Origin of the sequence: Shigella sp. FC1544 (genome assembly GCF_001722145.1) — a bacterium.
Lineage (GTDB): Bacteria > Pseudomonadota > Gammaproteobacteria > Enterobacterales > Enterobacteriaceae > Escherichia > Escherichia coli.
On record NZ_MECT01000005.1, the window covers coordinates 1 to 13796 of the forward strand.

Genomic DNA, 13796 nt, shown 5'->3' on the forward strand with positions numbered 1-13796 from the left:
TCCCACCTGACCCCATGCCGAACTCAGAAGTGAAACGCCGTAGCGCCGATGGTAGTGTGGGGTCTCCCCATGCGAGAGTAGGGAACTGCCAGGCATCAAATTAAGCAGTAAGCCGGTCATAAAACCGGTGGTTGTAAAAGAATTCGGTGGAGCGGTAGTTCAGTCGGTTAGAATACCTGCCTGTCACGCAGGGGGTCGCGGGTTCGAGTCCCGTCCGTTCCGCCACCCTAATTAGGGGCGTAGTTCAATTGGTAGAGCACCGGTCTCCAAAACCGGGTGTTGGGAGTTCGAGTCTCTCCGCCCCTGCCAGAAATCATCCTTAGCGAAAGCTAAGGATTTTTTTTATCTGAAATAACCCTCTCCGAAGTAAATCCTTCTACCGGCATCCTTGCCAGCCATTCATATTAATACACTTCATCCAGCACGTTAATTTTCAAAAGATCGCGAATCAACGCATTTTTATCGCTATTTTGCAGCCATATGGCATAAAGCGGCCGTGAAAGTGTTGTGTTATCGACAACGGTATGCAGGCCGCCTTTTTTACGCGCCCAGCTGACGGGTAGCCAGGTGCAACCATTAAGCATCGCAATCTGTTGCTGTGCCAGTTCAGCAGAACTGGTTGTCAGAATGGGCACTTCGTCAGCACCGATCAAACCTGCCTCATGCTGTTGAAAATCTGGCCCCCACTCAAGTCGCAGATAATTAAGATCTCCCTTTAGTTTTGAAGGGGCACTGGTATAAAGCGCTAAAGTGAAATATCCCAGCAACTGACTACTAAATTCGTCCATTTTGGGCGCTTCAGTGGTAATAAGAAGATCAAGCTGGCGTTCATGCAGCTGTTTTACCAGAGACTGCCGTTGGGCAATTCGCGCTTCGAACTGTAAGCCTGTATGGGCATCCTGATTTTGATACAAACGTCCCAGCCACTGATTAAGCATACATTCCCACAATGAGGCGCTGGCACCGATAGAAAACTCGTTATGTCGTGAGGTATGCGCCACCTCCTTGCGGGCGGCCTGCCAGGTGCTCATGAGCGTTTCTGCATAAGGCAGTAGTTTTTCACCGGCAGCGGTTAAACGGATATTGTTTCTGTGGCGGGTGAAAAGGTTCACACCCAGTTGATTTTCCAGTTGTCTGATTCGAAAGCTCACTGCTGACTGGGTCAGATAGAGCGATTCAGCCGCTCGACCAAAGTGACGCGTTCGGCTAACTTCCAGGAAAGTTTTTAACAATTCCGTATCCACAGTGCTCTCCGCAAAATTATTTGTCGTTATGATTTAAATGTTTTGTTTTACACTCTGTCAAGCGTAACTAATACTCCGCGCCATAACTAGCTCGGTCAAAGAATTAGGAGCGTGCAGGATGGCGGAAAGCTTTACGACGACTAATCGATATTTCGACAATAAACATTATCCACGTGGATTCTCTCGTCATGGTGATTTCACCATCAAAGAGGCACAACTGCTTGAGCGTCATGGTTATGCCTTCAATGAGTTGGATCTTGGCAAACGCGAGCCGGTTACCGAGGAAGAGAAACTCTTCGTAGCAGTATGCCGTGGCGAACGTGAGCCAGTGACAGAAGCAGAACGCGTGTGGTCCAAGTATATGACGCGTATTAAGCGTCCAAAACGTTTTCACACCCTTTCCGGCGGTAAACCGCAGGTTGAAGGTGCTGAAGACTACACCGATTCTGACGATTAATAAAAAGGGCGAAATGCCCTTTTTTATGTCAGTAGTTTCTGCAGATGGATGAGCAAACGGTCAATCGCTCGATAGCTAACTGCCTCCTGCAAATGTTGACGTGTGATAATGTCAGACTGATCAATATCAGCAATGGTTCGTGCAACTTTCAATAACCGCTGCCAGGCACGAATCGATAACCCCAGATGGATCAGCGTTTCTTCCAGCCACATCGCATCTTCGCTCTCAGGCGGCCATTACGCGTTGTTTAACGGTGGCGCTGCTTTCTCCCGGCACTACCGTTTTACTCAAAATACCGGGAGGCGGTAATGGGATCTCCAGTGAGAGATCGAAGCGGTCGAGAAAGGGACCAGAGAGTCGGTTGAGATAACGCAGCGGTTATGGTTTCCCTGATAATGTCCGGTAGGGCTGGGATTCATCGCCGCGACAAGCTGGAAACGGGCTGGATAGGTTATTTTTGCTCGCGTGCGTGAAAGATGGATCTGCCCGGATTCAATCGGCTCTCGCAAGGCATCCAGTGTACGCCTTTCAAATTCAGGTAACTCATCAAGAAAAAGCACGCCGTTATGCGCCAGCGAAATTTCACCGGGCCCTGGAATTGCGCCACCGCCTACCATCGCAGTTAACGATGCACTGTGATGAGGTGAGTGGAACGGGCGCTGCCGCCATTGTTTTTGTACTGATTCAGCATTTACCAGACTTAATATCGCAGCACTCTCCAGTGCCTCTTCATTGCTTAAATCTGGCAACAGGCCATTAATACGGCTGGCGAGCATTGTTTTACCTGTTCCCGGCGGCCCAATCAGTAAAAGGTTGTGCCCGCCAGCGGCGGTAATTTCCAGTCCTCGCTTTCCTTGTTCCTGACCGATAACATCACTGAGATCATGTTGTAGCGCCCGGGATACTGCATCAGTTGGTTTCGGGCGTTCGAGAGCGTGCTTACCTTCCAGAAACGCACAGACAGCTTGCAGGTGATCGGCTATCAGGCATCCTTCACCGTTAATTAGCCCCACTTCATCTTCGTTATCTTTCGCGACGATAATTTTTCTGCCCGACTTAATAGCTTCAGTTGTACTGGAGATTGCGCCGGGAACGCCACGCAGAGCGCCTGTAAGCGCCAGTTCTCCGACTAATCCATATTCATCTAACTTATTGGCTGTAAGCTGTTCTGAGGCCGCCAGCAACGCAATGGCGATAGGTAAATCATATCGTCCCCCTTCTTTTGGCAGATCAGCTGGAGCCAGGTTGATGGTGATTTTTTTCGCCGGATATTCATATCCGCTATTGATAATGGCGCTGCGCACGCGATCGCGAGCTTCTTTTACCGTTGTTTCTGGTAAACCCACCTTCGTTAAGCCGGGTAGACCTTTACTGATATGTACCTCAACAGTGATCGGGGGCGCATTTACTCCCAGGGCTGCGCGGGTATGAACAATTGACAGTGACATAAGCCCTCCTTGAGTCACCATTATGTGCATAAGATATCGCTGCTGTAGCCCGCTAATTCGTGAATTTTAGTGGCTGATTCCTGTTTATTTGTGCAAGTGAAGTTGAGTTGTTCTGGCGGTGGAATGATGCTCGCAAAAATGCAGCGGACAAAGGATGAACTACGAGGAAGGGAACAACATTCATACTGAAATTGAATTTTTTTACTCACTATTTTATTTTTAAAAAAAACAACTTATATTGAAATTATTAAACGCATCATAAAAATCGGCCAAAAAATATCTTGTACTATTTACAAAACCTATGGTAATTCTTTAGGCATTCCTTCGAACAAGATGCAAGAAAAGACAAAATGACAGCCCTTCTACGAGTGATTAGCCTGGTCGTGATTAGCGTGGTGGTGATTATTATCCCACCGTGCGGGGCTGCACTTGGACGAGGAAAGGCTTAGAAATCAAGCCTTAACGAACTAAGACCCCCGCACCGAAAGGTCCGGGGGTTTTTTTTGACCTTAAAAACATAACCGAGGAGCAGACAATGAATAACAGCACAAAATTCTGTTTCTCAACATTCAGCACGGGGAACTAACTATGAATGGCGCACAGTGGGTGGTACATGCGTTGCGGGCACAGGGTGTGAACACCGTTTTCGGTTATCCGGGTGGCGCAATTATGCCGGTTTACGATGCATTGTATGACGGCGGCGTGGAGCACTTGCTGTGCCGACATGAGCAGGGTGCGGCAATGGCGGCTATCGGTTATGCCCGTGCTACCGGCAAAACTGGCGTATGTATCGCCACGTCTGGTCCGGGCGCAACCAACCTGATAACCGGGCTTGCGGACGCACTGTTAGATTCTATCCCTGTTGTTGCCATCACCGGTCAAGTGTCCGCACCGTTTATCGGCACTGATGCATTTCAGGAAGTGGATGTCCTGGGATTGTCGTTAGCCTGTACCAAGCACAGCTTTCTGGTGCAGTCGCTGGAAGAGTTGCCGCGCATTATGGCTGAAGCATTCGACGTTGCCAGCTCAGGTCGTCCTGGTCCGGTTCTGGTCGATATCCCAAAAGATATCCAGCTAGCCAGCGGTGACCTGGAACCGTGGTTCACCACCGTTGAAAACGAAGTGACTTTCCCACATGCCGAAGTTGAGCAAGCGCGCCAGATGCTGGCAAAAGCGCAAAAACCGATGCTGTACGTTGGTGGTGGCGTGGGTATGGCGCAGGCAGTTCCTGCTTTACGAGAATTTCTCGCTACCACAAAAATGCCTGCCACCTGCACGCTGAAAGGGCTGGGCGCAGTTGAAGCAGATTATCCGTACTATCTGGGCATGCTGGGAATGCATGGCACCAAAGCGGCGAACTTCGCGGTGCAGGAGTGCGACTTGCTGATCGCCGTGGGTGCACGTTTTGATGACCGGGTGACCGGCAAACTGAACACCTTCGCACCACACGCCAGCGTTATCCATATGGATATCGACCCGGCAGAAATGAACAAGCTGCGTCAGGCACATGTGGCATTACAAGGTGATTTAAATGCTCTGTTACCAGAATTACAGCAGCCGTTAAATATCAATGACTGGCAGCAATACTGCGCGCAGCTGCGTGATGAACATGCCTGGCGTTACGACCATCCCGGCGACGCTATCTACGCGCCGTTGTTGTTAAAACAACTGTCGGATCGTAAACCTGCGGATTGCGTCGTGACCACAGATGTGGGGCAGCACCAGATGTGGGCTGCGCAACACATCGCCCACACTCGCCCGGAAAATTTCATCACCTCCAGCGGCTTAGGCACTATGGGTTTTGGTTTACCAGCGGCGGTTGGCGCACAAGTCGCGCGACCGAACGATACCGTCGTCTGTATCTCCGGTGACGGCTCTTTCATGATGAATGTGCAAGAGCTGGGCACCGTAAAACGCAAGCAGTTACCGTTGAAAATCGTCTTACTCGATAACCAACGGTTAGGGATGGTTCGACAATGGCAGCAACTGTTTTTTCAGGAACGATACAGCGAAACCACCCTTACTGATAACCCCGATTTCCTCATGTTAGCCAGCGCCTTCGGCATCCCTGGCCAACACATCACCCGTAAAGACCAGGTTGAAGCGGCACTCGACACTATGCTGAACAGTGATGGGCCATACCTGCTTCATGTCTCAATCGACGAACTTGAGAACGTCTGGCCGCTGGTGCCGCCTGGCGCCAGTAATTCAGAAATGTTGGAGAAATTATAATGATGCAACATCAGGTCAATGTATCGGCTCGCTTCAATCCGGAAACCTTAGAACGTGTTTTACGCGTGGTGCGTCATCGTGGTTTCCACGTCTGCTCAATGAATATGGCCGCCGCCAGCGATGCACAAAATATAAATATCGAATTGACCGTTGCCAGCCCACGGTCGGTCGACTTACTGTTTAGTCAGTTAAATAAACTGGTGGACGTCGCACACGTTGCCATCTGCCAGAGCACAACCACATCACAACAAATCCGCGCCTGAGCGCAAAAGGAATATAAAAATGACCACGAAGAAAGCTGATTACATTTGGTTCAATGGGGAGATGGTTCGCTGGGAAGACGCGAAGGTGCATGTGATGTCGCACGCGCTGCACTATGGCACTTCGGTTTTTGAAGGCATCCGTTGCTACGACTCGCACAAAGGACCGGTTGTATTCCGCCATCGTGAGCATATGCAGCGTCTGCATGACTCCGCCAAAATCTATCGCTTCCCGGTTTCGCAGAGCATTGATGAGCTGATGGAAGCTTGTCGTGACGTGATCCGCAAAAATAATCTCACCAGCGCCTATATCCGTCCGCTGATCTTCGTCGGTGATGTTGGCATGGGAGTAAACCCGCCAGCGGGATACTCAACCGACGTGATTATCGCTGCTTTCCCGTGGGGAGCGTATCTGGGCGCAGAAGCGCTGGAGCAGGGGATCGATGCGATGGTTTCCTCCTGGAACCGCGCAGCACCAAACACCATCCCGACGGCGGCAAAAGCCGGTGGTAACTACCTCTCTTCCCTGCTGGTGGGTAGCGAAGCGCGCCGCCACGGTTATCAGGAAGGTATCGCGCTGGATGTGAACGGTTACATCTCTGAAGGCGCAGGTGAAAACCTGTTTGAAGTGAAAGACGGCGTGCTGTTCACCCCACCGTTTACCTCATCCGCGCTGCCGGGTATTACCCGTGATGCCATCATCAAACTGGCGAAAGAGCTGGGAATTGAAGTGCGTGAGCAGGTGCTGTCGCGCGAATCCCTGTACCTGGCGGATGAAGTGTTTATGTCCGGTACTGCGGCAGAAATCACGCCAGTGCGCAGCGTAGACGGTATTCAGGTTGGCGAAGGCCGTTGTGGCCCGGTTACCAAACGCATTCAGCAAGCCTTCTTCGGCCTCTTCACTGGCGAAACCGAAGATAAATGGGGCTGGTTAGATCAAGTTAATCAATAAATACAAAAAATGGGACGGCACGCACCGTCCCATTTACGAGACAGACACTGGGAGTAAATAAAGTATGCCTAAGTACCGTTCCGCCACCACCACTCATGGTCGTAATATGGCGGGTGCTCGTGCGCTGTGGCGCGCCACCGGAATGACCGACGCCGATTTTGGCAAGCCGATTATCGCGGTTGTGAACTCGTTCACCCAATTTGTACCGGGTCACGTCCATCTGCGCGATCTCGGTAAACTGGTCGCCGAACAAATTGAAGCGGCTGGCGGCGTTGCCAAAGAGTTCAACACCATTGCGGTGGATGATGGGATTGCCATGGGCCACGGGGGGATGCTTTATTCACTTCCATCTCGCGAACTGATCGCTGATTCCGTTGAGTATATGGTCAACGCCCACTGCGCCGACGCCATGGTCTGCATCTCTAACTGCGACAAAATCACCCCGGGGATGCTGATGGCTTCCCTGCGCCTGAATATTCCGGTGATCTTTGTTTCCGGCGGCCCGATGGAGGCCGGGAAAACCAAACTGTCCGATCAGATAATCAAACTCGATCTGGTTGATGCGATGATCCAGGGCGCAGACCCGAAAGTTTCTGACTCCCAGAGCGATCAGGTTGAACGTTCCGCCTGCCCAACCTGCGGTTCCTGCTCCGGGATGTTTACCGCTAACTCAATGAACTGCCTGACCGAAGCGCTGGGTTTGTCGCAGCCAGGCAACGGCTCGCTGCTGGCAACCCACGCGGACCGTAAGCAGCTGTTCCTTAATGCTGGTAAACGCATTGTTGAATTGACCAAACGTTATTACGAGCAAAACGACGAAAGTGCACTGCCGCGTAATATCGCCAGTAAGGCGGCGTTTGAAAACGCCATGACGCTGGATATCGCGATGGGTGGATCGACTAACACCGTACTTCACCTGCTGGCGGCGGCGCAGGAAGCGGAAATCGACTTCACCATGAGTGATATCGATAAGCTTTCCCGCAAGGTTCCACAGCTGTGTAAAGTTGCGCCGAGCACCCAGAAATACCATATGGAAGATGTTCACCGTGCTGGTGGTGTTATCGGTATTCTCGGCGAACTGGATCGCGCGGGGTTACTGAACCGTGATGTGAAAAACGTGCTCGGCCTGACGTTGCCGCAAACGCTGGAGCAATACGACGTTATGCTGACCCAGGATGACGCGGTAAAAAATATGTTCCGCGCCGGCCCTGCGGGTATCCGTACCACCCAGGCATTCTCGCAAGATTGCCGTTGGGATACGCTGGACGACGATCGCGCAAACGGCTGTATCCGCTCGCTGGAACACGCCTACAGCAAAGACGGCGGCCTGGCGGTGCTCTACGGTAATTTTGCTGAAAACGGCTGCATCGTGAAAACCGCGGGCGTCGATGACAGCATCCTCAAATTCACCGGCCCGGCAAAAGTGTACGAAAGCCAGGACGACGCGGTAGAAGCGATCCTCGGTGGCAAAGTTGTCGCGGGCGATGTGGTGGTGATCCGCTATGAAGGCCCGAAAGGCGGCCCTGGCATGCAGGAAATGCTCTACCCAACCAGCTTCCTGAAATCAATGGGTCTCGGTAAAGCCTGTGCGCTGATCACCGACGGTCGTTTCTCTGGCGGCACCTCTGGTCTTTCCATCGGCCACGTCTCACCGGAAGCGGCAAGCGGCGGCAGCATTGGTCTGATTGAAGATGGTGACCTGATCGCTATCGACATCCCGAACCGTGGCATTCAGTTACAGGTAAGCGATGCCGAACTGGCGGCGCGTCGTGAAGCGCAGGAAGCTCGGGGTGACAAAGCTTGGACGCCGAAAAACCGTGAACGTCAGGTTTCCTTTGCCCTGCGCGCCTACGCCAGCCTGGCAACCAGCGCCGACAAAGGTGCGGTGCGCGATAAATCGAAACTGGGGGGTTAATAATGGCTGACTCGCAACCCCTGTCCGGTGCTCCGGAAGGTGCTGAATATTTAAGAGCAGTGCTGCGCGCGCCGGTTTACGAGGCAGCGCAGGTTACGCCGCTACAAAAAATGGAAAAACTGTCGTCGCGTCTTGATAACGTCATTCTGGTGAAGCGCGAAGATCGCCAGCCAGTGCACAGCTTTAAGCTGCGCGGCGCATACGCCATGATGGCGGGCCTGACGGAAGAACAAAAAGCGCACGGCGTGATCACTGCTTCTGCGGGTAACCACGCGCAGGGCGTCGCGTTTTCTTCTGCGCGGTTAGGCGTGAAGGCCCTGATCGTTATGCCAACCGCCACCGCCGACATCAAAGTCGATGCGGTACGTGGATTCGGCGGCGAAGTGCTGCTTCATGGCGCGAACTTTGACGAAGCGAAAGCTAAAGCGATCGAACTGTCACAGCAGCAGGGGTTCACCTGGGTGCCGCCGTTCGACCATCCGATGGTGATTGCCGGGCAAGGCACGCTGGCGCTGGAACTGCTCCAGCAGGACGCCCATCTCGACCGCGTATTTGTGCCAGTCGGCGGCGGCGGTCTGGCGGCGGGCGTTGCGGTGCTGATCAAACAACTGATGCCACAAATCAAAGTGATCGCCGTAGAAGCGGAAGACTCCGCCTGCCTGAAAGCAGCGCTGGATGCGGGTCATCCGGTTGATCTGCCGCGCGTAGGGCTATTTGCTGAAGGCGTAGCGGTAAAACGCATCGGTGACGAAACCTTCCGTTTATGCCAGGAGTATCTCGACGACATCATCACCGTCGATAGTGATGCGATCTGTGCGGCGATGAAGGATTTATTCGAAGATGTGCGCGCGGTGGCGGAACCCTCTGGCGCGCTGGCGCTGGCGGGAATGAAAAAATATATCGCCCAGCACAACATTCGCGGCGAACGGCTGGCGCATATTCTTTCCGGTGCCAACGTGAACTTCCACGGCCTGCGCTACGTCTCGGAACGCTGCGAACTGGGCGAACAGCGTGAAGCGTTGTTGGCGGTGACCATTCCGGAAGAAAAAGGCAGCTTCCTCAAATTCTGCCAACTGCTTGGCGGGCGAGCGGTCACCGAGTTCAACTACCGTTTTGCCGATGCCAAAAACGCCTGCATCTTTGTCGGCGTGCGCCTGAGCCGCGGCCTCGAAGAGCGCAAAGAAATTTTGCAGATGCTCAACGACGGCGGCTACAGCGTGGTGGATCTCTCCGACGACGAAATGGCGAAGTTGCATGTGCGCTATATGGTCGGCGGGCGTCCGTCACATCCGTTGCAGGAACGCCTCTACAGCTTCGAATTCCCGGAATCACCGGGCGCGCTGCTGCGCTTCCTCAACACGCTGGGTACGCACTGGAACATTTCTTTGTTCCACTATCGCAGCCATGGCACCGACTACGGGCGCGTACTGGCGGCGTTCGAACTCGGCGACCATGAACCGGATTTCGAAACCCGGCTAAATGAGCTGGGCTACGATTGCCACGACGAAACCAATAATCCGGCGTTCAGGTTCTTTTTGGCGGGTTAATGGTTCGGCAAAATCTTCCAGAACGCCTCAATCAGCGGCTCATGCAGCCGCTTTTTCTGCGCACAAACGCCCAGTTCAAACGGCGTTTTTTCATCGCTGCGCTCTAAAATCATCACGCGGTTACGCACCGGTTCGGGGCTGTTTTCCAGCACTACTTCCGGCAACAGCGCCACGCCACAGCCGAGCGCCACCATCGATACCATCGCTTCATGCCCGCCAACCGTGGCGTAAATCATCGGGTTGCTGATTTTATTGCGTCGAAACCACAGTTCAATGCGGCGGCGTACCGGTCCCTGATCGGCCATGATAAACGGCACTGTAGACCAGTCCGGCTTCTCTGACGAAACCTGGTTACGCACCGGGCAGGGCAGCGCGGGCGCAATCAGCACTACTGCCAGATTCTCCAGCATCGAAAACGCCACTGCGCCGGGCAGAGTCTCCGGTTTCCCGGCAATCGCCAGATCCGCTTCGCCAGTGACTACCTTTTCCATCGCATCTGCCGCATCACCAGTGGTTAGTTTGATCTCCACCGACGGGTGTTCCGCGCGGAAGCGGTCGAGAATCGGTGGCAGATGGCTGTAGGCAGCGGTCACCGAGCAGAAGATATGTAATTCGCCAGAGAGCGACGGCCCTTGCTGATCGATGGTGTGGCGCAACTGCTGATACTGCAACAGCGTTTGCTGGGCGAAAACGCGCAGCTCTTCGCCCGCTTCAGTCAGCGTCACCGTGCGGTTATCGCGCACAAATAGCGGCTGACCAAGATCTTCTTCCAGGCGCTGAATCTGCCGTGAGAGCGTGGATGGGCTAACGTGCATCGCCCGCGCGCTGCGGCCAAAATGGCGGCTTTCCGCCAGATGCAGGAAGGTTTTCAGATCGCGTAAATCCAATGGAGCAGCCCTCAATGTTGACGTTGCAGAAATTGCAATGTGACGTTGTGAATATATCAATTTCCGCAATAAATTTCCTGTCATATAGTGAATTCAATCTCGCAAACGCGAACCGAACAATAAGAAGCACAACATCACGAGGAATCACCATGGCTAACTACTTCAATACACTGAACCTGCGCCAGCAGCTGGCACAGCTGGGCAAATGTCGCTTTATGGGGCGCGACGAATTCGCCGACGGCGCGAGCTACCTTCAGGGTAAAAAAGTGGTTATCGTCGGCTGTGGCGCACAGGGGCTGAACCAGGGCCTGAACATGCGTGATTCTGGTCTCGATATCTCCTACGCTCTGCGTAAAGAAGCGATTGCCGAGAAGCGCGCATCCTGGCGTAAAGCGACCGAAAACGGTTTTAAAGTGGGCACTTACGAAGAACTGATCCCGCAGGCGGATCTGGTGGTTAACCTGACGCCAGACAAGCAGCACTCCGACGTAGTGCGCACCGTACAGCCACTGATGAAAGACGGCGCGGCGCTGGGTTACTCGCACGGTTTCAACATCGTCGAAGTGGGCGAGCAGATCCGTAAAGACATCACCGTAGTCATGGTTGCGCCGAAATGCCCTGGCACCGAAGTGCGTGAAGAGTACAAACGTGGATTCGGCGTACCGACGCTGATTGCCGTTCACCCGGAAAACGATCCGAAAGGCGAAGGCATGGCGATCGCTAAAGCATGGGCGGCAGCAACCGGTGGTCACCGTGCGGGCGTGCTGGAATCGTCCTTCGTTGCGGAAGTGAAATCTGACCTGATGGGTGAGCAAACCATCCTGTGCGGTATGTTGCAGGCTGGCTCGCTGCTGTGCTTCGACAAGCTGGTGGAAGAGGGCACCGATCCGGCATACGCAGAAAAACTAATTCAGTTCGGTTGGGAAACCATCACCGAAGCGCTGAAGCAGGGCGGCATCACCCTGATGATGGACCGTCTCTCTAACCCGGCGAAACTGCGTGCTTACGCGCTGTCTGAACAGCTGAAAGAGATCATGGCACCCCTGTTCCAGAAACATATGGACGACATCATCTCCGGCGAATTCTCCTCCGGTATGATGGCGGACTGGGCCAACGATGATAAGAAACTGCTGACCTGGCGTGAAGAGACCGGCAAAACCGCCTTCGAAACCGCGCCGCAGTATGAAGGCAAAATCGGCGAGCAGGAGTACTTCGATAAAGGCGTACTGATGATCGCGATGGTGAAAGCGGGCGTTGAGCTGGCGTTTGAAACCATGGTCGATTCCGGCATCATTGAAGAGTCTGCATATTATGAATCACTGCACGAGCTGCCGCTGATTGCCAACACCATCGCCCGTAAGCGTCTGTACGAAATGAACGTGGTTATCTCTGATACCGCTGAGTACGGTAACTATCTGTTCTCTTACGCTTGTGTGCCGTTGCTGAAACCGTTTATGGCAGAGCTGCAACCGGGCGATCTGGGTAAAGCTATTCCGGAAGGTGCGGTAGATAACGCGCAACTGCGTGATGTGAACGAAGCGATTCGCTGCCATGCGATTGAGCAGGTAGGTAAGAAACTGCGCGGCTATATGACGGATATGAAACGTATTGCAGTTGCGGGTTAAGTGCGCGCTGATGCCCTCACCCCGACCCTCTCCCACAGGGAGAGGGAGAAAACACTCAAGGCCTTCTCCTGGAGAAGGCCTTGCTATTAGTTACGGTACAGCACCTTAATGATGTGGTAACCGAACTGGGTGTGCAGCGGGCCGGTCGGCTCCAGTACCGGACAAGAGAACACAACTTTATCGAACGCCGGAACCATCTGACCCTGGCGGAATTCACCTAAATCACCGCCGCGTTTGCCTGATGGGCAAATGGAGTGTTTCTTCGCCAGCTTGCCGAAATCGGCACCGTTCTTAATCTGCTCGAGAAGATCCAGAGCCAGTTTCTCTTCTTTTACAAGGATATGCAGTGCTGCTGCTGTTTTTGCCATGATCGTGCCTTGAGTGAATAATTGTCAGGCGGCGATTTTAGCATGATCCGCAGATGCTAACGTAATTGTCAGTCAGGGAGGGGCTGGTACATATATGGCAAAAGCCCGGAAAATCCGGGCTTCGCAGGTCCCTCAAGGGGAGAAAACTTAGGGCCTCTATGGGCTACAAAGTCATTATCGGGGATGGTTATTTTATTGTCAATTTATGAGCGATATGGTATTGATTGACTTGATGACCGCCCTCTGTATGTCTGCAACCAACTCATGTGGCAAACATTGATTAAGATACCCTCTGTAAGTCCTTGCTCTATTTAATCGGTTTCGACTAACTTGTTGTACCAGGTCGGCTTTGGCCCAACGAATCTGCTGATCAAAGAATTGCAGGCCATTGATAACATTACTGGCTATTTCAACATGCATTCCACGATTTAACTTGTCATGATCGCGAGTGGTTGATAATGGAACGACGATACATGCGTTGCCATTAATTTTTCCGTTGAGCACGACAACTAGACTGGCCCCCTGAATCTCCAGACAACCAGTATCACTTAAATAAGTGATAGTCTTAATACTAGTTTTTAGACTAGTCATTGGAGTACAGATGATTGATGTCTTAGGGCCGGAGAAACGCAGACGGCGTACCACACAGGAAAAGATCGCAATTGTTCAGCAGAGCTTTGAACCGGGGATGACGGTCTCCCTCGTTGCCCGGCAACATGGTGTAGCAGCCAGCCAGTTATTTCTCTGGCGTAAGCAATACCAGGAAGGAAGTCTTACTGCTGTGGCCGCCGGAGAACAGGTTGTTCCTGCCTCTGAACTTGCTGCCGCCATGAAGCAGATTAAAGAACTCCAGCGCCTGCT

The 13796-nt window shown here is 52.9% G+C and carries 15 protein-coding genes, 2 tRNA genes, 1 rRNA gene and 1 pseudogene; 13 read left to right on the top strand and 6 right to left on the bottom strand.

The genetic code is table 11. The features are described 5' to 3' along the window. The 3 genes from rrf to BGK49_RS00330 all read left to right on the top strand — a co-directional run. Nucleotides 1–94, top strand: a 5S ribosomal RNA gene (gene rrf, locus BGK49_RS00320); the annotation flags it as partial. 54 nt (nucleotides 95–148) lie between these two features. Next, nucleotides 149–225: transfer RNA gene (locus tag BGK49_RS00325), tRNA-Asp, on the top strand. Nucleotides 226–233: 8 nt separating this feature from the next. Further along, nucleotides 234–309 (top strand) — tRNA-Trp (locus BGK49_RS00330). Nucleotides 310–404: 95 nt separating this feature from the next. On the opposite strand, the gene hdfR is transcribed toward BGK49_RS00330, so the two are convergent. After that, nucleotides 405–1244 (bottom strand): HTH-type transcriptional regulator HdfR, encoded by an 840-nt coding sequence (gene hdfR / locus BGK49_RS00335; RefSeq protein WP_000379241.1) that lies wholly within the window; start codon nucleotides 1242–1244, stop codon nucleotides 405–407. 118 nt (nucleotides 1245–1362) lie between these two features. On the opposite strand from hdfR, the gene maoP reads away from it, so the two are divergent. Then, the gene (maoP, locus tag BGK49_RS00340) at nucleotides 1363–1701 is read left to right on the top strand and encodes a macrodomain Ori organization protein MaoP (RefSeq protein WP_000841001.1); all 339 of its coding nucleotides are present in this window, start codon (nucleotides 1363–1365) and stop codon (nucleotides 1699–1701) included. A gap of 23 nt (nucleotides 1702–1724) precedes the next feature. On the opposite strand, the pseudogene BGK49_RS31360 reads toward maoP, so the two are convergent. Beyond that, nucleotides 1725–1922: pseudogene (locus BGK49_RS31360) on the bottom strand (magnesium chelatase subunit ChlI family protein); the annotation flags it as partial. A gap of 66 nt (nucleotides 1923–1988) precedes the next feature. Beyond that, nucleotides 1989–3149, bottom strand: a complete 1161-nt coding sequence (locus tag BGK49_RS00345; protein ID WP_005044890.1) for a YifB family Mg chelatase-like AAA ATPase — start codon at nucleotides 3147–3149, stop codon at nucleotides 1989–1991. Nucleotides 3150–3499: 350 nt separating this feature from the next. Between BGK49_RS00345 and ilvL the strand changes: the two genes are divergently transcribed. The 7 genes from ilvL (at nucleotide 3500) to ilvA (ending at nucleotide 10055) form a co-directional block, all read left to right on the top strand. Further along, nucleotides 3500–3598 (top strand): ilv operon leader peptide, encoded by a 99-nt coding sequence (gene ilvL, locus BGK49_RS00350; RefSeq protein ID WP_001311244.1) that lies wholly within the window; start codon nucleotides 3500–3502, stop codon nucleotides 3596–3598. An 86-nt stretch (nucleotides 3599–3684) separates the two neighbouring features. Then, entirely contained in the window at nucleotides 3685–3735 is a 51-nt protein-coding gene (gene ilvX / locus BGK49_RS28820) for a peptide IlvX (RefSeq protein ID WP_113771618.1), read from the top strand. Between the two features lie 2 nt (nucleotides 3736–3737). Continuing rightward, nucleotides 3738–5381 (top strand): acetolactate synthase 2 catalytic subunit, encoded by a 1644-nt coding sequence (gene ilvG, locus BGK49_RS00355; RefSeq protein WP_069375674.1) that lies wholly within the window; start codon nucleotides 3738–3740, stop codon nucleotides 5379–5381. After that, a complete protein-coding gene (gene ilvM, locus BGK49_RS00360) occupies nucleotides 5381–5644 on the top strand; it encodes an acetolactate synthase 2 small subunit (protein ID WP_000983255.1) in 264 nt (87 codons plus the stop codon). Before ilvG ends, ilvM begins: the two co-directional genes overlap by 1 nt. Nucleotides 5645–5663: 19 nt before the next feature. After that, nucleotides 5664–6593: a branched-chain-amino-acid transaminase gene (ilvE, locus tag BGK49_RS00365; RefSeq protein ID WP_000208520.1), complete on the top strand. Its 930-nt coding sequence runs from the start codon at nucleotides 5664–5666 to the stop codon at nucleotides 6591–6593. A 64-nt stretch (nucleotides 6594–6657) separates the two neighbouring features. Then, nucleotides 6658–8508 carry a dihydroxy-acid dehydratase gene (gene ilvD / locus BGK49_RS00370; RefSeq protein WP_001127401.1) on the top strand — a complete coding sequence of 617 codons (1851 nt, stop codon included), beginning with the start codon at nucleotides 6658–6660 and terminating at the stop codon, nucleotides 8506–8508. Nucleotides 8509–8510: 2 nt separating this feature from the next. Continuing rightward, on the top strand, nucleotides 8511–10055 hold the full coding sequence (ilvA, locus tag BGK49_RS00375) for a threonine ammonia-lyase, biosynthetic (protein WP_000785598.1): 1545 nt from the start codon (nucleotides 8511–8513) through the stop codon (nucleotides 10053–10055). On the opposite strand, the gene ilvY is transcribed toward ilvA, so the two are convergent. Then, nucleotides 10052–10942: an HTH-type transcriptional activator IlvY gene (gene ilvY / locus BGK49_RS00380; RefSeq protein ID WP_000365778.1), complete on the bottom strand. Its 891-nt coding sequence runs from the start codon at nucleotides 10940–10942 to the stop codon at nucleotides 10052–10054. The genes ilvA and ilvY overlap by 4 nt on opposite strands. Before the next feature lie 149 nt (nucleotides 10943–11091). On the opposite strand from ilvY, the gene ilvC reads away from it, so the two are divergent. Then, the gene (ilvC, locus tag BGK49_RS00385) at nucleotides 11092–12567 is read left to right on the top strand and encodes a ketol-acid reductoisomerase (RefSeq protein WP_001295253.1); all 1476 of its coding nucleotides are present in this window, start codon (nucleotides 11092–11094) and stop codon (nucleotides 12565–12567) included. An 86-nt stretch (nucleotides 12568–12653) separates the two neighbouring features. On the opposite strand, the gene ppiC is transcribed toward ilvC, so the two are convergent. Both ppiC and BGK49_RS00395 read right to left on the bottom strand, forming a co-directional pair. After that, nucleotides 12654–12935: a peptidylprolyl isomerase PpiC gene (gene ppiC, locus BGK49_RS00390; protein ID WP_001140251.1), complete on the bottom strand. Its 282-nt coding sequence runs from the start codon at nucleotides 12933–12935 to the stop codon at nucleotides 12654–12656. A gap of 198 nt (nucleotides 12936–13133) precedes the next feature. Further along, a complete protein-coding gene (locus tag BGK49_RS00395) occupies nucleotides 13134–13505 on the bottom strand; it encodes a type II toxin-antitoxin system PemK/MazF family toxin (RefSeq protein ID WP_242412508.1) in 372 nt (123 codons plus the stop codon). Nucleotides 13506–13536: 31 nt separating this feature from the next. On the opposite strand from BGK49_RS00395, the gene BGK49_RS00400 reads away from it, so the two are divergent. Then, the coding region (locus tag BGK49_RS00400; protein ID WP_000567716.1) for a transposase at nucleotides 13537–13796 on the top strand (260 nt) is incomplete at its 3' end.